Annotated in this window: 22 protein-coding genes and 1 tRNA gene; 12 read left to right on the forward strand and 11 right to left on the reverse strand. The window is 71.6% G+C overall.

Features of this window, described 5'->3' with window-relative positions; all coding sequences use genetic code 11:
• Window positions 1-119 precede the first annotated feature (119 nt).
• Window positions 120-710: a TetR/AcrR family transcriptional regulator gene (locus OG439_RS49865; protein WP_326947273.1), complete on the reverse strand. Its 591-nt coding sequence runs from the start codon at window positions 708-710 to the stop codon at window positions 120-122.
• Window positions 711-797: 87 nt separating this feature from the next.
• On the opposite strand from OG439_RS49865, the gene OG439_RS49870 reads away from it, so the two are divergent.
• On the forward strand, window positions 798-1,547 hold the full coding sequence (locus tag OG439_RS49870; protein ID WP_326947274.1) for an SDR family NAD(P)-dependent oxidoreductase: 750 nt from the start codon (window positions 798-800) through the stop codon (window positions 1,545-1,547).
• Between the two features lie 6 nt (window positions 1,548-1,553).
• Here OG439_RS49870 and OG439_RS49875 read toward each other — a convergent pair whose 3' ends face one another.
• Window positions 1,554-2,765 (reverse strand): alpha-hydroxy acid oxidase, encoded by a 1,212-nt coding sequence (locus OG439_RS49875; RefSeq protein ID WP_326947275.1) that lies wholly within the window; start codon window positions 2,763-2,765, stop codon window positions 1,554-1,556.
• Window positions 2,766-2,849: 84 nt separating this feature from the next.
• Window positions 2,850-5,645, reverse strand: coding sequence for a pyruvate dehydrogenase (acetyl-transferring), homodimeric type (gene aceE / locus OG439_RS49880; RefSeq protein ID WP_326947276.1), 2,796 nt, complete (start codon window positions 5,643-5,645; stop codon window positions 2,850-2,852).
• Between the two features lie 418 nt (window positions 5,646-6,063).
• Here aceE and OG439_RS49885 point away from each other — a divergent pair, with 418 nt between their 5' ends.
• From OG439_RS49885 to OG439_RS49900, 4 genes are all read left to right on the forward strand, one after another.
• On the forward strand, window positions 6,064-6,495 hold the full coding sequence (locus OG439_RS49885) for a DUF3052 domain-containing protein (RefSeq protein WP_247062584.1): 432 nt from the start codon (window positions 6,064-6,066) through the stop codon (window positions 6,493-6,495).
• A gap of 72 nt (window positions 6,496-6,567) precedes the next feature.
• On the forward strand, window positions 6,568-7,029 hold the full coding sequence (locus OG439_RS49890; RefSeq protein ID WP_247062586.1) for a peroxiredoxin: 462 nt from the start codon (window positions 6,568-6,570) through the stop codon (window positions 7,027-7,029).
• A 45-nt stretch (window positions 7,030-7,074) separates the two neighbouring features.
• Window positions 7,075-7,146 (forward strand) — tRNA-Val (locus OG439_RS49895).
• Between the two features lie 46 nt (window positions 7,147-7,192).
• The gene (locus tag OG439_RS49900) at window positions 7,193-7,939 is read left to right on the forward strand and encodes a hypothetical protein (RefSeq protein ID WP_326947277.1); all 747 of its coding nucleotides are present in this window, start codon (window positions 7,193-7,195) and stop codon (window positions 7,937-7,939) included.
• On the opposite strand, the gene OG439_RS49905 is transcribed toward OG439_RS49900, so the two are convergent.
• Window positions 7,892-9,349 (reverse strand): MFS transporter, encoded by a 1,458-nt coding sequence (locus OG439_RS49905; RefSeq protein WP_326947278.1) that lies wholly within the window; start codon window positions 9,347-9,349, stop codon window positions 7,892-7,894. The genes OG439_RS49900 and OG439_RS49905 overlap by 48 nt on opposite strands.
• Window positions 9,350-9,548: 199 nt before the next feature.
• On the opposite strand from OG439_RS49905, the gene OG439_RS49910 reads away from it, so the two are divergent.
• Both OG439_RS49910 and OG439_RS49915 read left to right on the forward strand, forming a co-directional pair.
• Window positions 9,549-9,956, forward strand: coding sequence for a hypothetical protein (locus OG439_RS49910; RefSeq protein WP_326947279.1), 408 nt, complete (start codon window positions 9,549-9,551; stop codon window positions 9,954-9,956).
• Between the two features lie 39 nt (window positions 9,957-9,995).
• A complete protein-coding gene (locus OG439_RS49915) occupies window positions 9,996-10,577 on the forward strand; it encodes a short chain dehydrogenase (RefSeq protein WP_326947280.1) in 582 nt (193 codons plus the stop codon).
• Here the strand turns inward: OG439_RS49915 and OG439_RS49920 are convergent.
• On the reverse strand, window positions 10,564-11,067 hold the full coding sequence (locus OG439_RS49920; protein ID WP_247064076.1) for a carboxymuconolactone decarboxylase family protein: 504 nt from the start codon (window positions 11,065-11,067) through the stop codon (window positions 10,564-10,566). The genes OG439_RS49915 and OG439_RS49920 overlap by 14 nt on opposite strands.
• Before the next feature lie 125 nt (window positions 11,068-11,192).
• Between OG439_RS49920 and OG439_RS49925 the strand changes: the two genes are divergently transcribed.
• Window positions 11,193-11,657: a MarR family winged helix-turn-helix transcriptional regulator gene (locus tag OG439_RS49925; RefSeq protein ID WP_326947281.1), complete on the forward strand. Its 465-nt coding sequence runs from the start codon at window positions 11,193-11,195 to the stop codon at window positions 11,655-11,657.
• A gap of 78 nt (window positions 11,658-11,735) precedes the next feature.
• Here OG439_RS49925 and OG439_RS49930 read toward each other — a convergent pair whose 3' ends face one another.
• Complete coding sequence (locus OG439_RS49930) at window positions 11,736-13,232, reverse strand: AMP-binding protein (protein ID WP_326947282.1); 1,497 nt, start codon at window positions 13,230-13,232, stop codon at window positions 11,736-11,738.
• A 31-nt stretch (window positions 13,233-13,263) separates the two neighbouring features.
• Between OG439_RS49930 and OG439_RS49935 the strand changes: the two genes are divergently transcribed.
• Window positions 13,264-14,400: an acyl-CoA dehydrogenase family protein gene (locus OG439_RS49935; RefSeq protein ID WP_326947283.1), complete on the forward strand. Its 1,137-nt coding sequence runs from the start codon at window positions 13,264-13,266 to the stop codon at window positions 14,398-14,400.
• A gap of 38 nt (window positions 14,401-14,438) precedes the next feature.
• On the forward strand, window positions 14,439-15,389 hold the full coding sequence (locus OG439_RS49940) for an SDR family NAD(P)-dependent oxidoreductase (protein WP_326947284.1): 951 nt from the start codon (window positions 14,439-14,441) through the stop codon (window positions 15,387-15,389).
• On the opposite strand, the gene OG439_RS49945 is transcribed toward OG439_RS49940, so the two are convergent.
• Entirely contained in the window at window positions 15,386-16,564 is a 1,179-nt protein-coding gene (locus tag OG439_RS49945) for an aminotransferase class V-fold PLP-dependent enzyme (protein WP_326947285.1), read from the reverse strand. The genes OG439_RS49940 and OG439_RS49945 overlap by 4 nt on opposite strands.
• Before the next feature lie 45 nt (window positions 16,565-16,609).
• Between OG439_RS49945 and OG439_RS49950 the strand changes: the two genes are divergently transcribed.
• Both OG439_RS49950 and OG439_RS49955 read left to right on the forward strand, forming a co-directional pair.
• Window positions 16,610-17,242, forward strand: coding sequence for a GntR family transcriptional regulator (locus tag OG439_RS49950; RefSeq protein WP_326947286.1), 633 nt, complete (start codon window positions 16,610-16,612; stop codon window positions 17,240-17,242).
• Window positions 17,239-17,997: a metallophosphoesterase gene (locus tag OG439_RS49955; RefSeq protein WP_326947287.1), complete on the forward strand. Its 759-nt coding sequence runs from the start codon at window positions 17,239-17,241 to the stop codon at window positions 17,995-17,997. The genes OG439_RS49950 and OG439_RS49955 overlap by 4 nt, the downstream gene beginning before the upstream one ends.
• On the opposite strand, the gene OG439_RS49960 is transcribed toward OG439_RS49955, so the two are convergent.
• From OG439_RS49960 to OG439_RS49975, 4 genes are all read right to left on the reverse strand, one after another.
• Window positions 17,994-19,619 (reverse strand): CocE/NonD family hydrolase, encoded by a 1,626-nt coding sequence (locus tag OG439_RS49960; protein ID WP_326947288.1) that lies wholly within the window; start codon window positions 19,617-19,619, stop codon window positions 17,994-17,996. The genes OG439_RS49955 and OG439_RS49960 overlap by 4 nt on opposite strands.
• Before the next feature lie 85 nt (window positions 19,620-19,704).
• Window positions 19,705-20,631 carry an asparaginase gene (locus OG439_RS49965; protein WP_326947289.1) on the reverse strand — a complete coding sequence of 309 codons (927 nt, stop codon included), beginning with the start codon at window positions 20,629-20,631 and terminating at the stop codon, window positions 19,705-19,707.
• Window positions 20,628-22,052, reverse strand: coding sequence for an amino acid permease (locus tag OG439_RS49970; RefSeq protein ID WP_326947290.1), 1,425 nt, complete (start codon window positions 22,050-22,052; stop codon window positions 20,628-20,630). Before OG439_RS49970 ends, OG439_RS49965 begins: the two co-directional genes overlap by 4 nt.
• Window positions 22,053-22,056: 4 nt before the next feature.
• The gene (locus OG439_RS49975; protein WP_326951821.1) at window positions 22,057-22,704 is read right to left on the reverse strand and encodes a FadR/GntR family transcriptional regulator; all 648 of its coding nucleotides are present in this window, start codon (window positions 22,702-22,704) and stop codon (window positions 22,057-22,059) included.
• Between the last annotated feature and the right edge of the window lie 26 nt (window positions 22,705-22,730).

Genomic DNA, 22,730 nt, shown 5'->3' on the forward strand with positions numbered 1-22,730 from the left:
GGGTCGACACGCGTGATTGGGAAGTCGACACGGCGCAGGCGGGCTCGGGAGTCGTGTCGACCTCCCAATCACGCGAGTTGGCGTGCCAATCACGCGAGTTGGCGTTCTGATCACGCGGGTTACGGCTGGGGGAGGACGCCGAGGGCCGTGTCCGCGATCGCGCGGAGTTCGGCGGGGCTCGAACCGCCCTTGCCGAGGGCTTCGATGCCGCGGGTGACGGCCAGCAGCAGGCTCGCGAGGTGGGCCGGGTCCTGGTCGCCGGCGATGTCGCCCGCGCGCTGGGCCGCCGCGATGGCCGCCGTCAGCTGCTCCCGCAGCTCGCGGAAGACGCGCTGGGCGCGGGCCGCGACGGCTTCGTCGTGCTCCGCGCACTCCGCCGTGCCCTTCGCGAGCATGCAGCCGCGCCGGTCCCGGTCCGCCGCCGTGGACTCGGCGATCCCTGCGACGTAGTCGCGGATCCGCTGGTGGGCGCCGCTGTCGGGACCTTCGAGCGCGCGGCGCGTCGCTTCGGCGGACTCGGTGCAGTAGTCGTCGAAGACGCGCAGGAACAACGCGTGCTTGTCGCCGAAGGCGCCGTAGAGGCTGCCCTTGCCGAGGCCGGTCGCGGCGGCGATGTCGTCGATCTTCGTGCCGGCGTAACCGGTCGCCCAGAACTGGTCCCTGGCGGCGCGCAGCACCGCGTCCTGGTCGAAGCTCCGGGGTCGTGCCATGGCCTCAGCGTACCCATTCTTGACTGCCTCGTCCATAACGGCGTAGATTCTGGACGAGACAGTCAAGAACTCGACCAGGGGAGCATCGTGACCAGCACATTGAAGGACAAGACGGCCGTCGTGACCGGCGCCGGCACCGGCATCGGGCTCGCCATCGCGAAGCGGTTCGCCGCCGAGGGCGCGCACGTGTTCATCACCGGGCGGCGCAAGGAGGTCCTCGACGACGCCGTCGCCGAGATCGGCGGCAGCGTGCAGGCGATCCGCGCCGACTCCTCGAAGCCCGCCGACCTCGACGCGCTCTACCGGGCCGTCGAAGAGCGCGGGAAGGGCCTCGACGTCGTCGTCGCCAACTCCGGCGGTGGTGTGAGCCAGCTGCTCGGCGAGATCACCGAGGAGCAGCTCGACGCCACGTTCGCCACGAACGTCAAGGGTGTCGTCTTCACGGTGCAGAAGGCCCTGCCGCTGCTCAACGACAACGCGTCGATCATCCTCACCGGCTCGACGACGTCCACGCGCGTGGCGCCGGGCATGAGCATCTACGCCGCGACGAAGGCCGCCGTCCGCAACTTCGCCCGCACCTGGGCCCTCGACCTGGCCGGCAAGAGCGTCCGGGTGAACGTGCTGAGCCCGGGACCGACGCACACGCCGGGCCTGCTGGGCCTGGCCGACCCCGGCGCGGAGCAGGAGCTGCTGGACGGGATGGCGGCCGCCGTGCCGCTCGGCCGCGTCGGCGCCCCCTCGGAGATCGCCGGTGCGGCGCTGTTCCTGGCGTCGGCCGACGCCAGCTTCGTCAACGGCGTCGAGTTCTTCGTCGACGGCGGCCAGGCGCAGGTCTGACCGGGCTCAGCGCAGGGTGGCGTGTGACGGCTTGAGGTCGGCGAGGGTGCGGACCCCCAGCAGCTGCATCGTGCGGACCATCTCCGTGCGGAGGATGTCCACGCAGCGCTGGACGCCGCGCTCGCCGCCGGCCATCAGGCCGTAGAGGAACGCGCGGCCGACCAGGACGGCGTCGGCGCCGCGGGCGATGGCCGCGACGATGTCGCCGCCGGACAGGATGCCGGTGTCGATCCAGACCTCGGCGCCACCCTGGATCTCGTCGAGCACCGCCGGGAGCAGCTCCAGGGGCGTCGGAGCGCGGTCCAGCTGGCGGCCGCCGTGGTTCGAGATGAGCACCGCGTCGGCGCCGTGCTTGACGACGTCACGCGCGTCGTCGACGTTCTGCACGCCCTTGACCACGAGCTTCCCGGGCCAGGTGCGGCGCACCCAGTCGAGGTCGTCGTAGTTCAGCGTCGGGTCGAACAGCTTGTTCAGCAGCTCGGCGACGGTGCCGTCGAAGTGGCTGAGCGAGGCGAAGTTCAGCGGCTCGGTGGTGAGCAGGTTGAACCACCACGCCGGGTGCGTCGCGCCGTCGAGGAACGTCTTGAGCGTGAGCGCCGGCGGGATGGTCAGGCCGTTGCGGACGTCACGCAGCCGGGCGCCGCCGACCGGGGTGTCGACGGTCAGCATGAGCGTGTCGAAGCCGTGTTCCCACGCGCGATTCATCAGATCTTCGCCGGCGCCGTGGTCGCGCCAGACGTAGAGCTGGAACCACTTGCGGGCCCCGGGCGCGGCGGCGGCGAGGTCCTCGATCGACGTCGTCGCCATGGTCGAGAGCCCCATCGGGATGCCGTTGCGCTCGGCGACGCGGGCCACCGCGCTCTCGCCCTCGTGCTGCATCATCCGGGTGAAACCGGTGGGGGCGAAGGCGAAGGGCAGCGCCGAGGTCTTGCCGAGGATCTCGCGCGTGGTGTCCACATCGGACACCCCGCGCAGGACGTTCGGGTGGAACTCGACCCGCCGGTAGGCCTGGCGGGCGCGCAGCAGGCTGTCTTCGAGCTCGGCCGCGCCGTCGGTGTAGTCGAAGGCCGCCCGCGGGGTCCGCTTGCGTGCGGCCATTCGCAGGTCGGCGATGGTGTGCGCGTTGCCGAGCCGCCGGTCGGTCGGGTTCAGCACGATCGGCTTGGGCCGCAGGAGCTGCTTCAGCTCGTCCGGCTTCGGCAGTCGGCGCTTCGTCACCTTCATCAACTCCCTCAACAGCCTGCACGGCGAACGGGACCCGGCAGACATCGGATGTCTGCCGGGTCCCTTTCTAGCACCAGGTCACGCGCTGCCGGAATCCGACGTCTGCGGCCCGGCGGCCGCGACGTCGTCGAGCCGGTACTTCGTGGCCGCTTCGAGGACCTTCGCCTGGTCGACCTCGCCGCGCTTGGCCAGGATCGACAGCGCGCCGACGGTGATCGACTCGGCGTCGACCAGGAACTTCCGCCGCGCCGCGGGCCGGGTGTCGGAGAACCCGAACCCGTCGGTGCCGAGCGTCAGCATGTCGGTCGGCACGTACGGGCGGATCAGGTCCGGCACCGAGCGCATCCAGTCCGACACCGCCACGACCGGTCCGTTGGTGCCCGAAAGCGCCTCGGTCACGTACGGCACGCGCGGCTCGCTGCCCGGGTAGAGCAGGTTGTCGTGGTCGATCTCGACGGCCTCGCGCCGCAGCTCGGTCCACGACGTCGCCGACCACACGGCCGCCCGCACGCCCCACTCCTCGGCGAGGAGCTTCTGCGCCTTCAGCGCGTCCGGCATCGTGACGCCCGAGACCAGGATCTGCACCTCGGGACCGTCGCCCTCGGGGGCGTCCGCGTACTTGTACAGGCCCTTCAGCAGGCCGTTGACGTCGAGGTTCTCCGGCTCGGCGGGCTGCTGGTACGGCTCGTTGTAGATCGTCATGTAGTAGAAGACGTTCTCGCCGTTGCCGTCCGGGCCGGTCTCGCCGTACATCCGGCGGAGGCCGTCCTTCACGATGTGCGCGATCTCGAACGACCACGACGGGTCGTACGCCACGGCCGCCGGGTTGGTCGACGCCAGCAGCAGCGAGTGCCCGTCGGCGTGCTGCAGGCCCTCACCGGTCAGCGTGGTGCGCCCGGCGGTGGCGCCGATGACGAACCCGCGGGCCATCTGGTCGGCGGCGGCGTACAGGCCGTCACCGGTGCGCTGGAACCCGAACATCGAGTAGAAGATGTAGATCGGGATCATCGGCTCGCCGTGCGTCGCGTACGACGTGCCGACGGCGGTGAACGACGCGGTCGAGCCCGCCTCGTTGATGCCCTCGTGCAGCAGCTGGCCCTTCTCGGACTCCTTGTAGGCCAGCATCAGGCTCGCGTCGACCGACGTGTACGTCTGGCCGTGCGGGTTGTAGATCTTGGCCGTCGGGAACATCGAGTCGAGGCCGAACGTGCGGGCCTCGTCCGGGATGATCGGGACGACGCGCTTGCCGATCTCGGAGTCCTTCGCCAGCTCGCGGACCAGCCGGACGAACGCCATCGTCGTGGCGACCTCCTGCTTGCCCGAGCCCTTCCGGACGCCTTCGTAGACCTTGTCGCCGGGCAGCACGAGCGCCTTCGCCGACTTCGGGCGGCGTTCCGGCAGGAAGCCGCCGAGCGCCTTGCGGCGGCCGATCAGGTACTCGATCTCCGCCGAGTCCTTGCCCGGGTGGTAGTACGGCGGCAGCTTCGGGTCGCGCTCGAGCTCCTCGTCGCTGATCGGGATCCGCTGCGAGTCGCGGAACAGCTTGAGGTCGTCGAGGGTGAGCTTCTTCATCTGGTGCGTGGCGTTGCGGCCCTCGAACGCCGGGCCCAGGCCGTAGCCCTTGATGGTGTGGGCCAGGATCACCGTCGGCTGGCCGTGGTGCTCCAGCGCCGACTTGTAGGCCGCGTACACCTTGCGGTAGTCGTGGCCACCGCGCTTGAGGTTCCAGATGTCGGCGTCGGAGAGGTCCTTGACCAGGTCCTTCGTCCGCGGGTCGCGGCCGAAGAAGTGCTCCCGGACGAAGGCGCCGTCGTTGGCCTTGTACGTCTGGTAGTCGCCGTCCGGCGTGACGTTCATCAGGTTGACCAGTGCGCCGTCGCGGTCGGCGTGCAGCAGCGAGTCCCACTCGCGGCCCCAGATGACCTTGATGACGTTCCAGCCGGCGCCGCGGAAGTACGACTCCAGCTCCTGGATGATCTTGCCGTTGCCGCGCACCGGGCCGTCGAGCCGCTGCAGGTTGCAGTTGATCACGAAGGTCAGGTTGTCGAGGCCTTCGCCGGCCGCGATGTGGATCAGGCCGCGCGACTCCGCCTCGTCCATCTCGCCGTCGCCGAGGAACGCCCAGACGTGCTGGTCGTTGGTGTCCTTGATGCCGCGGTCGCGCAGGTAGCGGTTGAACCGCGCCTGGTAGATGGCGTTCATCGGGCCGAGGCCCATCGACACCGTCGGGTTCTCCCAGAACTCCGGCATCAGCCGCGGGTGCGGGTACGACGGCAGGCCGCCGCCCTCACCGGCGTGCGAGTACTCCTGGCGGAAGCCGTCGAGCTGCTGCTCGGACAGCCGGCCCTCGAGGAACGCGCGGGCGTAGATGCCGGGGGAGGCGTGCCCCTGGATGTAGATCTGGTCGCCGCCGCCGGAGTGGTCCTTGCCGCGGAAGAAGTGGTTGAACCCGACTTCGTAGAGCGCGGCGGACGAGGCGTAGGTCGAGATGTGGCCGCCGACGCCGACGCCGGGGCGCTGCGCCCGGTGCACCATGATCGCGGCGTTCCACCGGATGTAGGCCCGGTAGCGGCGCTCGATCTCCTCGTCACCGGGGAACCACGGTTCGTTCTCGGTGGGGATGGTGTTGACGTAGTCCGTCGAGGTCAGCGCGGGCACACCGACGTTGCGTTCACGAGCGCGCTCCAGGATGCGCAGCATCAGGTACCGGGCCCGCTGCTGGCCTCCCCTGGCCAGCGCCTCGTCGAAGGAGTCCAGCCACTCGGCGGTCTCCTCCGGGTCGATGTCGGGCAGGTGCGCAGCCAATCCGTCACGGATTACGCGTACGCGTGCCGGGGTCTCCTTGCCGGAGGCGCCGTCGTTCTGCGAGGCCAAGGGGTCTCCTTGCGAAAAGTTGTAGCCGGTGGTGCTCGTACTCGGGGGTGTACGACTCTCCATCGTCGTCTTCCCTCCCGGCTTCCGCACTGCTACTAGGCGGTAACATCAGCCGACCCGATCGAGTCGCTCCCCGCGCGCGGTGTACCCGCGCGCGCGTTTTCTTCCTCATCACCCTAGGGGACGGGCTCCGGCGGGGTGGCAGACCGGTCCCCGAGGTACCCGATACGCCGTCGCGGCGGGGGCCCCGCGGCCCGTATCCTGCGACACGAGTTGTCACGGATCCGGTGTGGACGGTTGCGCGCAGAGCCACACCAGTGTTCGCTATCGGCAACCGGGTAGCCGAGTGTGGCGCAGCCGTACCCTCCACGAGGGTGCTCGAGCGCCACGCTCCGTCGTAGTTGGAGGAGTGAAAGCAGTGGTCGCCGCGGGAGACGCTGATCAGACCGGCGTCGCCGAGAGGCTCGGCATCAAGCCCGAGATGGTGGTCCAGGAGATCGGCTGGGACGAGGACGTCGACGACGACGTCCGCGCGGCGATCGAGGAGCAGATCGGCGGGGACATCCTCGACGAGGAAGCCGACGAGGTCATCGACGTGGTGCTGCTGTGGTGGCGCCAGGACGACGGCGACCTCGGCGACGCGCTCATCGACGCCAGGGGCCCCCTGGAAGAGACCGGCGTGATCTGGGTGCTGACCCCGAAGACGGGACAGCCCGGGCACGTCGAGCCGAGTGAGATCGCGGAAGCGGTGCCCGTCGTCGGGCTGGCCCAGACCGCCAACATCAGTGTCGGCGCGAACTGGATCGGCACGAGGCTGGTGTCCCCGAAGTCGAAGTCGAAACAGCGCTGAACCGGCCCCGCCCGGCTGACACGATAGGGTTGTCGTCGCAGGCACGTGTCCGTACGGGAGAGGAAACGCGGTATGACCGTCGAGGTCGGTTCTGAGGCCCCTGACTTCACACTGAACGACTACAACAAGCAGCCGGTGCAGCTGTCGTCCTTCCGGGGCGACAAGCCGGTGCTGGTGGTCTTCTACCCGTTCGCGTTCAGCGGCATCTGCACGGGCGAGCTCTGCCAGCTCCGCGACGAGTTCGCCGACTACGACAACAAGGGCGTCCAGGTACTGGGCGTCTCGGTCGACACGCCGTTCTCGCTCAAGGCGTGGGCCGAGAAGGAGGGCTACCAGTTCCCGCTGCTGTCCGACTTCTGGCCGCACGGTGACGTGGCGCGCGCGTACGGCGTCTTCAACGAGCAGGCGGGTCTCGCGGTCCGCGGCACCTTCCTGGTCGACAAGGAAGGCGTGGTCCGCTTCGCCGAGGTGAACGCCCCGGGCGAGGCACGCGACCAGCAAGGCTGGAAGAAGGCCGTCGCCGAACTGGCGTGAGGCTCCACGGCGGCGGTCCCCCTTGCGGGTGGGCCGCCGCCGTCCGGGCGCATAGCTCAGCGGAAGAGCACTCGGTTTACACCCGAGCGGTCGCAGGTTCGAACCCTGCTGCGCCCACCTGAATCCTCGAAGGGACCCGGCTGAACGCGTGCACGGTGCAGCGGTGCAGGTCTTCCTGGTGGCCGGCTCGATCGAGGCGATCGCGGGCGTGGCCTGGTCGTCGTTCCGGTGGTGGTTCGCGCGTGGGCTGCGCCGGTACCGCGTGACGGCGGTGCGTCCGCTGCCGTCGGTCCTGCGGGTTTCCCTCGTGGCCGGCACCGTCGTCGACGAGCTGAGCGGCGGGGAACGCGAACTGCTGCGCACCACCGTGCCCGTGCTGGTGGACGACGTCGTGCGGTGCGGACCGGCCGGAAGCGGCCGGGTGCGGTTGCTGCCGACGCCCCGGACCGCGCTGCCCGTCGCCTTCGTCGTGCACGGGGTGCTGCTGGTGGCGTTCGGCCTGGCCGCCGGGCAGCTGGGCCTGGCCGGCGACGTCACCGCGTCCTACCTGCTCGTGGCCTGGGTGTTCACCCTGTTCGGGGCGTTGTCCGCGGGGATCGCGGCGGGCCGCCTGCGCTTCGGACGGCGAGCCCGCGAGATCGAAGGTGACGTCGTCGACGAGCGGCGGTGGCTGAACCGCTCGCCGAGCGAGCCCAAGATCCGGTACACCGTCTACGGACGGACGCGCTCGGCGTGGGCCGGGCGGTACACCTTCGTGTCGCCGCGGGTCGGGAAGACCGTCGCCGTGCTGCTCGACCCGCGCGCCGAGGCGTCCGTCCGCCGGGTGGGCGGCAGCTTCGGGATCTACCAGTTCTTCGGCGCCCTAGCGGGCCTGCTGGGCGTCCTGCAGTTCCTCGGCGCGCTCGGCTGAGGCCCGCATCCGCGTCACCAGCAGGGCCAGACCCGCGAAGAGCACCGCCGCGATCACGCCCGTGACGTTCAGGCCGGTCGTGAACGCCGCCTTCGCCTGGTTGGCGACGTCCGCGCGGGCGACGTCGACGGCGAGGGTGGTGCCGGCCGGGAACGTGTGGTGGTAGACCGCCGTGGCGACCAGGCCGATGAAGGCCAGCCCCAGCGAGCCGCCGAGGTAGTTGCCGGTGTCGGCCATCGACGCGGCCGACCCGGCGCGCTCCGGCGGCACCGAGCCGACGACCAGGCCGATGCCCAGCGCGAACAGCGGGCCGGTGCCCAGCGTCAGCACCGCGATCCCCGCGACGACCAGCGGGAGCCCGTCGGTGCAGGCCAGCAGCAGGCCGCCGGCCGCCGAGACCATCAGCCCGCCGGTGATCGCCGTCACCGGGGCCAGCCGCCGGGCCAGCGCGGGCGCCACCGTCGTGCCCGCCGCGACGCCGATGCCCATCGGCGCGAACAGCAGGGCCGACGCGAGCGGCGAGTACCCGAGCACGCCCTGCAGGTACTGGGTGACCAGCAGGCCGACGCCCGCCATCGCGACGCCCGCGAACACCAGCGCGACCAGCACGGCGGTGAACGGCCGGTTCCGGAACAGCCGCAGGTCCAGCAGCGGCACGGGGCGCCTCAGCTGGCGGCGGACGAACACGGCACCCAGCACGGTCCCGGCGACGATCGCGCCCAGCGGCACGAGCAGGCCGGCGCCGGTGGTCAGCTGCTTGAGGCCGAACACGACCAGCAGGACCGCGGCGAGCGAGAGCGCGACGCCGCCGAAGTCGAGCCGTCCCGGCGCGGGCGTGCGGAACTCGGGCAGCAGGATCGGCCCGGCGATCAGCAGCACGGCCATGGCGGGCACGGCGATCAGGAAGATCGAGCCCCACGCGAAGTGCTGGAGCAGGAACCCGGCGAGGACCGGGCCGAGCGAGCCGCCGGCGAACTGGCAGGTGGCCCAGATCGAGATGGCCTTCCCGCGCTGCCGCTCGTCGCGGAACATGTTCGTGATCAGGGCGAGCGTCGAGGGCATGAGCGTCGCCCCGGCGATCCCCAGCGCCCCGCGGGCGGCGATGAGCAGCGCCGGGGTGGTGGCGAACGCGGCGACGACGGAGACGGCCGCGAAAGCCGCCCCGCCGACGAGCAGCAGCCGCCGCCGGCCGATCCGGTCGCCGAGGGTGCCCATGGTGATCACGAACCCGGCGACGAGGAAGCCGTAGCTGTCGGTGATCCAGAGCTGCTCGGTACCGCTCGCGCCCAGGTCGGCGCTCAGTTTCGGCAAGGCGAGGAACAGCGAGGTCATGTCCATCGCGACGAGCAGGGTGGGAAGCACGAGTACGAGCAACCCCAGCCACTCGCGCCGGCCGGCCGGCTTGTCCATTTCGACTCCTTCTCGGTGGTGTGAACACCAAGGGGTCGAAGCCGCGACGGGGGACCGGACACGGCTCGGTGAGAGCTGGGTCACATAAACCGGCCGGCCTCCTCCGACGAGTAGTCGGCGACGAAACCGACGCGAAGGGGCCATCGATGAATCGGAAGCTGCGCGCGCTGTTCCTGGGCTTGGCGCTGGCGGTGGCCTCATGACCGCCACCGGCACGGCGAGCGCCGGACAGGTCGGCGACTCGACGACGTTCGACGTGGGGTACGGCTACGGTGCCGACGGCTCGTTCACGTGGTGGAACCGGACGACCGAGGTGCAGGGGGCGATCAGCACCCAGAACCCGGTCATGACCGGGGAGGACAACCCGATCGAGACGACCCAGATCGTCTTCGAGGCGATGAAGGGCTCCACGCGGATCGCCTCGGAGAGCCGGACCGTCACCTTCAACGATTACCCGAACGGCGTGAGGAGCATCCACTTCACCCTCGGCGACCCCGACCGGGTCGGCGGGTTCGACCGGATTCGCATCACCCGGTGCCTCTACCGCCTCAAGGACAGCAGCCCGCGGGAGTGTGACGTCGTGGGCCACTTCTGGCGCCCGTTCTGACCCCGGAAACGGGTTGCCCTCGCCACTAACGTCGACGGGGTGAAGATCGTCGTGCTGGGTGCTACCGGGCTCGTCGGCCGGGCGGTCGTCGCCGCTCTCGGGCCGCGCCACGAGATCGTGCCCGTCTCACGGACGTCGCCGGTTCGCGCCGACCTGACCGACCCCTCCTCTCTCGACGCGCTGTTCGAGACGGGGCCCGACGCCGTGGTGTGCTGTGCCGCCAACGTCCCGCTGCGGCCGCTCGGCGACCTCACCGACGGCCAGGTACTCGACGACCTGCGCGGCAAGCTGCTCGGTCAGGTCGCGCTCGTGCGGCTCGCCGCCGGGCGGCTGCCGGACGGCGGCTCGATCACCCTCACCGGCGGGACGTTCACCGAACCGATCCCCGGCAGCGGCCTCGGCGCGCTTGTCAACGCCGGGCTCGAGGGCTTCGTCCGCTCCGCGGCCGCCGAGCTGACGCGCGGGCTGCGCGTCAACGCCGTCAGTCCGGGCTGGATCAGCGAAACCCTTGAAGCCATGGGCGAGGACGGCCACCGCGGGACACCGGTGGCCGTCGTCGCCGAGGCCTACCGGGACCTCGTCGACGGCGACGCGAACGGAACGACCGTCAGGCCGCGGTAGCGTGCCAGGCGTGGGCGGCGAAGACGTCGTCCAGCGGTGCTCCCGTCAGGCGGTTCGCGAACGTCGACAGTGTGTAGGTTCCGATGCCCAGCACCACTTCCAGCGCGTTCCGCGGCGTGTAACCCGCGCCGGTGAACGCGTCCAGCGCGGACGGCGGGACCTCGCCCGTCGTGTCCATGACCGCGTGCACGAACCCGCGCAACGCCTCCAGGCGCGGCGAGGGCAACGCCGACTCCGCCCGCAGCGCCGTGACCAGTTCCGGTGCGGCGGCGAGGCCGTGCAGGGACGCCGTGTGCATGGCGACGCAGAGGTGGCAGCCGTTGCGGGCGGCGACCGTCATGATCAGGACCTCGCGGTCCAGCGCCGGCAGGGTGGTGGACTCGAAGATCGCGTTCAGCTTGAGGAAGCCGTTCAGCAGCTCGGGTGACGTCGCCAGGCGGGCGACGGCGGCCGGGACGTGGCCGCCGAACTTCTTCGCCGTGGCCGCCATCGCGGGGCGGGCGGCCGGGGGAGCAGACTCCGGGGTGTGATCGGGGAACAAGACGTCTCCAGACGTAGGATCGACAACGTGGTTGTCGAAACCGTAAACCTGGTTGTCGAAGTTGGCAAGGGGCTATGACCGACGTACCCGGCTACGAGCTGCCGTTCCTGCTCTTCGGCGGCTTCCGCACGCTCATCGACCGCCTGCACGCCGAGCTCGCGCGCCGCGGGCACGCGGGCGTCCGGCCGTCGTACGGCTTCGCGATGCAGGCCATCGGCGTCCAGGGCGCGACGGCGTCCGAGATCGGCCGGCGCCTCGGCGTCTCCAAGCAGGCGGCGGGCAAGACCGTCGAGCGGCTCGAGGCGCTGGGGTACGCCGAGCGCGCCGACGACCCGGCCGACGCGCGCCGCAAGATCGTGCGGCTCACCGCGCACGGCGTCGACGCCCTCACGAAGTCGGCGGAGATCTTCGACGAGCTGCGCGCCGACTGGGCGCGCACGGTGGGCACCGAGCGGATGGCGGCGCTGGAGACCGACCTGCGCGCCGTCGTCGGCCCCGCGGCCTACCGCCTCGACGCGGCGGGCTGGTTCTCGAGCTAGAAGCCGCAGCCCGGGTTCGGCGCGTCCTCCGAGAGCGGAGCGGCGGTGGTGACGGCGATCGGCTTGCGCATCGGGCGGTCAGTCCTTCCGGAGGGTGCGCCGCAGCATCTTGCCCGACTCCGTGCGCGGCAGCTGCTCGGTGAAGTCGAACCGTTTGGGGGTCTTGAAGCCGGCCAGGGCGGCGCGGCAGTGCTCGGCCAGCCGCGCGGCCAGGGCGTCGTCACCCGGCACGCCGGGGATCGGCTGGACTACGGCGATCACCCGCTGGCCCCACTCGTCGTCCGGCTCGCCGATCACCGCCGCGTCGGCGACGTCCGGGTGGGAGAGCAGCCGCGCCTCGATCTCGGCCGGGTAGATGTTGACGCCGCCCGACAGGATCAGGTCGGTGCGGCGGTCGAGCAGGAACACGCGGCCCTCGGCGTCGCGGTGGCCGAAGTCGCCCACCGTCAGGAATTCGCCCGATCGGGCGGCCGCGGTCTTCGCCGGGTCGCCGAGGTAGTCGAGCGCGGTGTGCGCCGAGCTGAAGTAGATCGTGCCGGGCTCGCCGGCCGGCACCTCGGCGCCGTCGTCGTCGACGATCTTCAGCCGCACGCCGGTCAGCGGCCGGCCGACCGTGCCCGGTGCCGCCAGCCACTCCGCTGCGGTGACGCCGCAGATCAGGCCCTCCGACGCGCCGTAGTACTCGTGCACGACCGGGCCGAGCCACGCGATCATCCGCTCCTTGACCTCGGGCGGGCACGGCGCCGCACCGTGGATCACGCTCACCAGGCTCGCCAGGTCGTACCGCGCGCGGACGTCTTCGGGCAGCCGCAGCAGCCGGTGGAACATGGTCGGCACGAGGTGGGTGCTCGTCACCCGGTGGCGCTCGACCAGCCGCAGCGTCTCCTCGGCGTCGAACTTGTCCATCAGCACGGCGGAATGCCCGAGGTGCATCGCGTTGACGCTGAACGAGCCCGGCGCGGCGTGGTAGAGCGGGCAGGCGACGAGGTGCACGCCCGGCCCCTCGTGGACGTCCATCATCGCGAGCAGGTCGTGGTGGATTTCGTGCAGGGACGGCGGTTTCCCGCTGAGCGCGCGGCGGACGCCCTTCGGCCGGCCCGTGGTGCCCGACGTGTAGAGCATCGTCTGCCCGGCCGTCCGCGGTTCCGGCGCGGTCGACGGCTCGTCCTCGCCCCAGGACGCGTAGTCCGCCCAGCCGTCCGCCGCCGCACCGACCGAAAAGCGTTCCACGGCAGCCAAAGGCGGGCAGTCGCGCGCGATGTCCGCGTCCGCGACGACGACGCGTGCGCCGCTGTTGCCCACCACGTAGGCGATTTCCTCGGCGGAGGAGCGGTAGTTGACCGGCGTGAAGTACATCCCCGCCTGCAGCGTGGCGAACAGCAGCTCGAAGTACGGGAGTCCGTTGTGGACGATCGCGACGACGCCGTCGCCCGCGCCGAGCCCGAGCCGGTGCAGGGCGTGCGTCAGCCGGTTCGCCCGCGCGGCCAGCTCGCCGAAGGTCGCGGACCGCCCGTCCGGGGCGAGCACCGCGAGCCGGTCCGGGTGCTGTGCGGCGACGTCGTAGAAGGTGCTCACGCACCGCACGCTACCGGGTACCGTGCGACGCATGGACGTGGACGTTTTCGGGCAGGTGCTCGGCGCGGTGCGGGAGTTCGTGCGCAAGGAGGTCGTCCCGCGCGAAGCGGAAATCGACGAAACCGACGAAATCCCCGCCGAGATCCGGGAGAAAGCGGCCGAACTGGGCCTGTTCGGCTGGGCGCTGCCGGAGGAGTACGGCGGCCTCGGGCTCGGCATGGCCGAGGACGTCCGGCTGGCCGTCGAGCTCGGCTGGACGACGCCCGCGTTCCGGTCCCTGTTCGGCACCAACAACGGCATCGCGGGCCAGGCGATCGTGCACTACGGGACGCCGGATCAGCGCACCCGCTGGCTGCCCCGGCTCGCCGCCGGCCAGGCGATCGCGTCGTTCGCGCTCACCGAGGCCGAAGCCGGCTCCGACCCCAGCGGGCTCACCAGCCGCGCGGTCCGCGACGGCGACCGCTACCGGCTCTCGGGCACCAAGCGGTTCATCACCAACGCGCCGCTCGCCGAGGTCTTCGTCGTGTTCGCGCGCACCGAACCGGACAGCGCGGGCAGCCGCGGCATCTCGGCGCTGCTGGTGCCCGCGGGCGCGCCCGGCGTCACCGTCGGCCCGCACGACGCCAAGATGGGCCAGGCCGGCGCGTGGACGTCGGAAGTGGTCTTCGACGACGTCGAGGTGTCGGCGGACGCGCTGATCGGCGAGGCGGGCAAGGGCTTCGGCATCGCGATGGCCTCGCTCGCCCGCGGCCGGCTGCACATCGCGGCGCTGTGCGTCGGCATGGCGGAACGCGCGCTGGCCGAAGCCGTCGAGTACGCGCGCACGGCCCGCCAAGGCGGTCACCCGATCGGGGAGTTCCAGCTGGTGCAGGCGCTGCTGGCGGAGTCGCACGCCGAGCTGGCGGCCGGCCGCGCGATGGTCCACGAAGCCGCCGCGCGGTACGACTCGGGCGAGGACCGCAAGCTCGGGCCGTCGTCGGCGAAGCTGTTCTGCACCGAGATGCTCGGCCGGGTCGCCGACCGCGCGGTGCAGGTGCACGGCGGGATGGGGTACGTCCGGGGCGTCACGGTCGAGCGGATCTACCGCGACGCGCGCCTGTTCCGGATCTACGAGGGCACCAGCGAGATCCAGAAGCTCGTGATCGCGCGGCAGCTGCTCAAGGGCTGATTTGCGCTGGAGTGCACTCCAGCTCTTAACGTCGGGGTATGACCACTGCACAGCACAAGATCGGCTCGGGCTTCGACGCCACCAGCACGGCGTCCGACGTCCTGGCCGGCATCGACCTGACCGGCAAGCTCGCGATCGTCACCGGCGGCTACTCCGGCATCGGCCTCGAGACGACGCGCGCGCTGACGGAGGCGGGCGCGCACGTCGTCGTCCCGGCGCGGCGCCGCGCGACGGCGGAGGAAGCGTTGCTGGGCTTGAAGAACGTCGAGATCGACGAGCTGGACCTCGGTGACCTCGACAGCGTCCGCGCGTTCGCCGAGCGGTTCGTCGCGTCCGGGCGCGGCATCGACGTCTTCATCGGCAGCGCCGGGATCATGGCGGCGCCGGAGACGCGCGTCGGCCCGGGCTGGGAGGCGCAGTTCGCGACCAACCACCTCGGCCACTTCGCGCTGGTGAACCGGCTCTGGCCCGCGTTCAACCCGGGCGCGCGCGTCGTCTCGGTGTCCTCGCGCGGCCACCACTTCGGCCCGGTCCGCTTCGACGACCTGAACTTCGAGCAGGGTTACGACAAGTGGCTCGCCTACGGCCAGGCGAAGACGGCGAACGTCCTGTTCGCGGTCCAGCTCGACAAGCTCGCGCAGGGCCACGGCGTCCGCGCGTTCGCCCTGCACCCGGGCCGGATCCTGACCGACTTGGTGCGCCACCTGAGCCGTCAGGAGCTGGTCGACGCGGGCATGGTCGACGAGACCGGGCAGGTCACCGGAGCCGGGGCCAAGACGCCCGAGCAGGGCGCCGCCACCCAGGTCTGGGCGGCGACGTCCCCGCAGCTCGACGGCCTCGGCGGGGTCTACCTCGAAGACTGCGAGGTCGCCGAGCCCACGCCCGCGGATGGCACCCGCGTCGGCGTGCGTGACTACGCGATCGACCCGGCGCTCGCCGAGCGCCTGTGGACGGTGTCGGCCGAACTGACCGGCGTCAACGCCTTCTAGAGCTTCTCGACCGCCTTCACGAGCAGCTCGATCTCGTCCCCGGTGTTGTAGTAGTGCACCGACGCCCGGACGAGGTCCGGCAGCTCGCGCGCGGTGAAGTCGAACTGCGCCGACGTGCGCGACGACACCGACGTGTTGATCCCCGCCTCCGCCAGCCGCGCCTTGATGTCCGCGGCGGGGGTGCTCTCGACGCTGAAGGTGACGATCCCGCACTTCTTCACGCCGACGTCGCGCACGTGGGCGCCGACGTCGGCCAGCCGGCCGCGCAGCGTCCCGGCCAGGGAAGCGACGCGGGCTTCGATGGCCGGCAGGCCCCACTCGAGCGCGTAGTCGATCGCCGCGCCGAGGCCGAAGACCGCGGCGAAGTCGCGTTCCCACACCTCGAAGCGCTTGGCGGTCGGGTCGACGACGTACTCCGTGGGCGCCGTCCAGACCGCCGAGTGCAGGTCGAGCATCGCCGGCTCCAGCCGCTCCCGCAGCCGCGGGTGGACGTACAGGAAACCGGTGCCACGCGGCCCGCGCAGGTACTTGCGGCCGGTCACCGACAACGCGTCGCACTTCAGGCGCGAGACGTCGAGGTCGAGCTGGCCCGCGGACTGGCACGCGTCGAGCAGGAACGGGATCCCGGCGGCTTCGGCGACCTCGCCGATCTCCTCGGCCGGGTTGACCAGCCCGCCCTGGGTGGGCACGTGGCTGACGGCGATCAGCTTGACGCTGCCGTCGATCCGGCGCTTCAGGTCCTCGACGTCGAGCTGGCCGGACTCGTCGTCGCCGACCACCTCGACGACCGCGCCGGTGCGCCGGGCGATCTGCAGGTACGCGATCGCGTTGCTGGCGTACTCGGCGGTGGAGGTGAGGATCCGGTCGCCCGCGGCGAACGGCAGCGCGTAGAAGACGGCCTGCCAGGACCGCGTCGCGTTGTCGGTGATGGCGATGTCGTCGGGTTCGCCACCGACCAGCCTCGCCGCCGACGTGTACACCGCCGCCAGCCGGTCCTTGGCTTCGGCGGCCGCTTCGTACCCGCCCATCAGCGCTTCGTGGCGCAGGTAGTCGACCACCGTGTCCGTCACGACGGCCGGGGGCAGGGCGGATCCGGCGTTGTTGAAGTGGACCACTTCCGCGCAGCCGGGGGTCTCACGGCGGGCGCGGTCGACATCGAAGCCGTCAAAGGTCATGCAAACTGAATACAGTACGACCCGATTGCATGCAATACTGCCCGGATGGCCCGCACCCCTTTGCGCAGCGATCTCATCGAGGAGATCACCACCCGCGTGCTCGACGGGCGGCTCGCCGCCGGCGCCCGCGTCAACGAGGTGCACCTGGCCCGCGAGCTGGGCGTCAGCCGGACGCCGCTGCGGGAGGCGCTGATCGGGCTCGCCGGTCGCGGCCTGCTCGTTTCCGAGCCGGGCCGCGGCTTCCTCGTGCCGCCGTTCGACCCGGACGAGGCCCGCCGGCTCTACCCGCTGGTCGCCGAGCTGGAGGCCCTCGCCCTGCGCTGGACGTCGCCACTGGAGCTCGCCGGGCTGCCCGACGCGCTCGACGTCGTCGCCGACGGGATGGCCGCGGCGCTGGAGCGCGGCGAGGATCTGTCCGAAGTGGACGAACAGTGGCACGCGCTGCTGCTGTCCCGCTGCCCGAACCCGCACCTGCTGCGGTTGATCGAGCAGACCAAGCCCCTGCTCAAGCGGTACGAATCGTGCTACTTCGGCGGGGCCGCCCGCGCCGGGGAGAGCATCGGCGAGCACCGCCGGATCGCCGCGGCGCTGCGGGACGGCGACCTGCCGACGGCGTCCGCGGTGCTCGTCCGCAACTGGGTGAAAGCCTTGGCCTACCTGGGGAAGGACCAAAGATGATCGTCGCGCACCTGAGCGACCTGCACCTCGACGACGGGCCGCGCGCGGAGGAACGCGTCGCCGCCGTGATGGCGTACCTGGACGGGCTGGCCGTCGCTGCCGTCGTCGTCACCGGCGACATCGCCGACCACGGCGCGGCCGCGGAGTACGCACGCGCCGCCGCGCTGCTGAAGCACCCGGCGCCGGTGCTGGTCTGCCCGGGCAACCACGACGTCCGCGCGGCTTTCCGGACCGGGTTGCTCGATCAGCCGGTGTCCGACGGTCCGATCGATCTCGCGCGGGAGGTCGACGGCGTGCTGTTCGCCATGTGCGACTCGACGATCCCCGGCCGCGGCGCGGGTTACCTCGCCGACGAGACCCTCGCCTGGCTCGACGGCGTGCTGTCCGGCGGCGACGGCCCGGCGTTCGTCGCCTTCCACCACCCGCCGGTCGAGGTCGGCCTCCCGCTGGTGGACGGCATCCGCCAGACGGGGGAGGAGCGGCTGGCCGCGGTACTGGCCCGCCACCCGCGCGTGGTGGCGCTGCTGGCCGGCCACGTCCACACCGGCGCGTCGACGACGTTCGCCGGCGTGCCGCTGCGGATCGCCCCCGGCGTCGTCTCGGGGTCGCTGCTACCGGTCGAGCCGGGCGGCGACCGCGGCTGGGACGAGGGCGGCCCGCTCGAGTACGACCGGCCGCCGTCGCTGCTGTTGCACGCACTGCACGACGACGGCCGGGTGACCACGCACCACCGCGTGGTCCCGTACGTCTTTTAGGGAGTGAAGATCGGCAGCGTGATCCGGGACGGCCGGGCCGCGTCGTGGAAGATCTCGAAGCGGTTCGGCTTGCCGTCCACCGCCGCGGTGACCGGTTCGTCCGTGCCGTGGTTGCGGGCGAACCGCGGGAACGCGCCGCCCGCCACCTGGACGCGCAGGCGGTGGCCGAGGCGGAAGCGGTAGGCCGTCGGGTCGAGCGTGACCTCCGCCGTCACCACGCCGTCCGCGTCCGCCTCCGGGAAGCCCGGGCGCAGCCGGAGGATCCCGTCGGTGACGTTGCGGGAGACGCCGCCCGCGTCGACGTCGCAGAGCCGGACGTAGACGTCGGCGTGCCCGAGCTCGGTGCGCACGTGCACGGTCGCGGCCACCTCGCCGATGACGTCCAGGTCCGCCGCCAGCGGCTCGCCGGTGAAGACCAGCACGTCCGGCCGGGCCTCGATCTCCTGGTTGTCACGCTGCTTCGTCACGCCCGTCAGCAGCGGCCCGCCGACCGCCGGGGTCGGGTCCGCCGGGTCGTAGGTGAACGTCGTCGGCCGCGCTTCGCCGCCGCCCACCTCGCCGAGACCGCCGATCGGGCGCAGGTGCGACGCCGTCGCGGTCGACGGCGGCGGCCACGCCTCGAAGTCCAGCCAGGTGTCCGCGCCCTGCAGGAAGATCCGGACCGGCGCGCGCTGCAGGAACGTGCGGTCGCCCAGCAGGTGGGCGCGCAGGAACCCGAGCTGGTCCTGGATCATCGGGCGCATGCTCGCCGGCTCGCCGTGGGACCACGGGCCGATCGTGATGCGCGGGGCTTTGCCGGCCTCGGCGAGCCGCCGGAAGTCCTGCAGCTGCCCGCGGATGAACAGGTCGTACCAGCCGGTGACCATCGACACCGGGACGTCGAGCTTCTCGACGTCGGCGCTGTGGTCGGACATGGCCCAGTAGGTGTCGTCCGGCACGAAGTGCTCGGTGATGTCCTGCAGGAACCGCACCGGCTTCCCGATCGCGGCGACGTCGGCGCCGCTGAGCGGCAGGTGCGCCATCGCGCGGCGCGTCTTGCGCGCCTGCAGCGGGTTCGGGAACGCGCCGAAGCGCTCTTCCTGACGGCCGATCATCGCCGACCACGACACCATGTTGTCCGCCGCGAGCACGCCGCCCGGGTAGAACGTCGAGACGAACTCCGACGCCGTGATGCCGAGGCACATGGCGGCCAGCGGCGGGTCGAGGTAGGGCCCGAGCGCCCACTGCGTGTGCCCGAGGTAGCTGGCGCCCGCCATCGCGAGGTTGCCGTCGCACCACGGCTGCGCGCGCAGCCATTCGGCGGTGGCGACGCCGTCCTCCCGCTCGAGGTGGAACGGCCGGAACTCGCCGCCGGAGCCGAACGAGCCGCGGGTGCTCTGGATGACCGTCTGCAGCCCGTGCCGCGAGAACGTGTTCCCGAACAGCTTCGACAGGAGCCCGGCGCGCCCGTACGGCGTGCGGATCAGCACCACCGGCGCGGGCGTGTCACCCGCCGGGGCGTACCGGTCCGCGAGCAGCGTGACGCCGTCGGGCATCGGCACCGGCAGGTCGCGCGTGATGACCGGTTTCGGTCCTTCGGCGCGGGGGAGTCCGAGAGCTCTGTCGACAAGTCGGTCCAGCACGGGCACACGCCTTCCGAAGCGGAGTAACACCTTCCGGATCCGACGGTACCCGAGGTCGCGCGCCTGGCAACCGGAGCGACGTGGCTCAGGGCCTCCCCACGGCGAGTGCTTCGGCCAGTTTTCCGGTGACGCGCAGGTTTTCCGGCCCGGGCGGCACGCGCACCCCGCACAGGGCCAGCGCCGCGGCCAGCACGGGGTGCCGGGCCCGGTCGCCGCCGTCGGCGATCTTGATCGCGATCGCCGTGCCGTCGGGCAGGGCCGCGACCTGGACGGCTTCGAAGCCGTCCTTCGCGATGAGCCCGGGCACCGCGCGCAGCACGGCGGTGACGTCGCGGCGGCTGCCGCCGACCAGCTCGGGGTGCCGGCGGATCCCGTCGGCGACCAGGTGCTCCGGCGTTCCCGGCGCGGCCGTGGCGATCTTCGAGACGGCCGTGGCGAGCCCGCGCAGCGTGGTCGCGAACAGCGGCGCGCCGCAGCCGTCGACCGCGACCCGGTCGATCGCGCGGCCGGTGAGGTCCTCGAAGGTGGCGGCGATCGCGCGCTGCAGCGGGTGGGCCGGGTCGAGGTAGCCCTCGGACGCCCAGCCGTTGAGCTCGCAGGTCGCCAGCATCGCCGCATGCTTGCCGGAGCAGTTGTGCGCGAGCTTGCTCGGGGCCCGCCCGGCCGCGACCCAAGCGTCGCGTTCGACCGGGTCGTACGGGAAGTCGGCCGGGTTGCCCAGCTCGCCGGGGGAGCGCCCGCCGAGCACCGCGGCCGCGGCGTCGAGGTGCATCCGCTCGCCGGAGTGGCTGGCCGCCGCGATGGCGAACCCGGCGGGCGGCAGCCGCAGCCCGAGCCGCGCCATCGCCGTGGCCTGCACCGGTTTCGCCGTCGACCGCGGGTACATCGGGGCGTCCGGCGCGCCGGCGTCGAACAGTGTCGTGCCGTCCGGGGCGAGCACGATCACCGAGCCGTGGTGCCCGCCCTCGACCATGCCGTCGCGCACCAGCTCGACCAGGAGTTCGTGGTTCACAGGCCCGCCTTGTCGAACGCCTTCATATCGATCCGCTTCCGCACGGCGAACCAGCCGGCGACCAGCGCGAGAGCGATCACCGGCAACGCCATGAGCGTGATCCGGCCGGTCTCGTCGAAGCCCATCAGCACCACGACGGCGGCGAGGAACACCAGCGTCACGATCTCGGTGTAGGGCGAGAACGGCAGCCGGAACGACGGCCGCTCCAGGCCGTCCCGCTCGGTCTTGCGGACGAACAGGAGGTGGCAGAGCACGATGATGGCCCAGGTCGCGAGGATGCCGATCGCGGCGAAGTTCAGCACGATGTCGAAGGCCTCCTTCGGCACCAGGTAGTTCAGGCCGACGCCGAGCACGCAGACCGACGCCGTCAGCAGGATCCCGCCGTAGGGCACCTGGTTGCGGTTCAGCACGCCGGTGAACTTCGGCGCGGACCCGGCCGCGGCCATCGACCGCAGGATCCGGCCGGTCGAGTACAGCCCCGAGTTCAGGCTCGACAGCGCTGCGGTGAGCACGACGAGGTTCATCACGCTGTCCGCGGCCGGCACCCCCAGGTGCGACAGCACGGTGACGAACGGGCTCTGCTCCTTCGTGTAGGAGCTCCACGGCAGCAGCATCGCCAGCAGCACGACCGAGCCGACGTAGAACACGGCGATGCGCCACATGATGGAGTTGATCGCCTTCGGCATGATCTTCTCCGGGTGCGCGGTCTCGCCCGCGGCGACGCCGACCAGCTCGATGGACGCGTAGGCGAACACCACGCCCTGCACGATCATGACCATCGGCAGCAGCCCGGCCGGGAAGATCCCGCCGTGCCCGGTGATCAGCTGCGGCCCGCCCGCGACGCCGTCGATCGGCGTCCGCGTCGCCAGCAGCACGATCCCGATCACCATGAACAGCACCAGCGCGGCGACCTTGACGATGGCGAACCAGAACTCCATCTCGCCGAACAGCTTCACCGAGACCAGGTTCAGCGTCAGCACGACGGCGAGCGCGATCAGCGCGAGCACCCACTGCGGGATCGGCGTGAAGAACGACCAGAAGTGCGCGTAGAGCGCGATGGCCGTGATGTCGGCGATGCCGGTGGTCGACCAGTTCAGGAAGTGCATCCAGCCGGCGACGTACGCGCCCTTCTCGCCCATGAACTCCCGCGCGTAGGAGACGAACGCGCCGCTCGAAGGCCGGTACAGGATGAGCTCGCCGAGCGCGCGGACCACGAAGAACGCGAAGAGCCCGCAGACGGCGTAGACGATCGCCAGCGCCGGTCCGGCCTGGGCGAGCCGGCCGCCCGCGCCGAGGAACAGGCCGGTGCCGATGGCCCCGCCGATCGCGATCATGTTCACGTGCCGCGGTTTCAGGGCCTTGCGGTAACCGGCGTCGCCCGCGTCGGCGGTGGCTTCCGGGGCCAGGGTCTGTTCGGTCAAGGTGCTACTCGTCCCCGTTCACGATGCTGGTCAAAGTGGCTTCGACGTGCCGCAGGTGGGCCGTCATGGCCTCGACCGCGGCGGCTTCCGAGCCGTCGGCGATCGCCGTGACGATCGCCCGGTGCTCGACGTTCGAGCGGTGCCGGCGGTCGCCGAGCTGGTTGAGGAAGGCGGACTGGCGGGCCAGCGCGTCCCGGATCTCCTCGATCACCTTCCCGAACACGGGGTTGCCCGAAGCCTGGGCGATGGTGATGTGGAAGAGCGAATCCAGCGCGACCCACGCGGTGTTGTCGGTCTCGGCGTCCATCCGCTCGACGAGGTGGCCGAGCAGGTCGAGGTCGTCGGCGGAACGCCGCAGCGCCGCGTACCCGGCGACCGGGATCTCGACGTGCCGGCGCACCTCGATCAGGTCGCGGGCCGAGTACGGCCCGAACACCGGGTGCTCGGCGGGCCCGGTCGCGGTGACGAAGGTGCCCTTGCCGGACTTCGACTCGGTGAGCCCGAGCGCCTGCAGCCCGCGCAGCGCCTCCCGAACCACCGAGCGGCTGACCTCGAACTCCTTGCCCAGCGCGGCCTCGGACGGCAGCTTGTCGCCGACGGCGTACTCGCCGCGTTCGATCTGGCGGCGCAGGTGGGCCAGCACGGCCTCCATGGCGCTCACCCGCCGAGGACCGGCTG

Source organism: Amycolatopsis sp. NBC_01307, from assembly GCF_035975215.1.
Lineage (GTDB): Bacteria > Actinomycetota > Actinomycetes > Mycobacteriales > Pseudonocardiaceae > Amycolatopsis.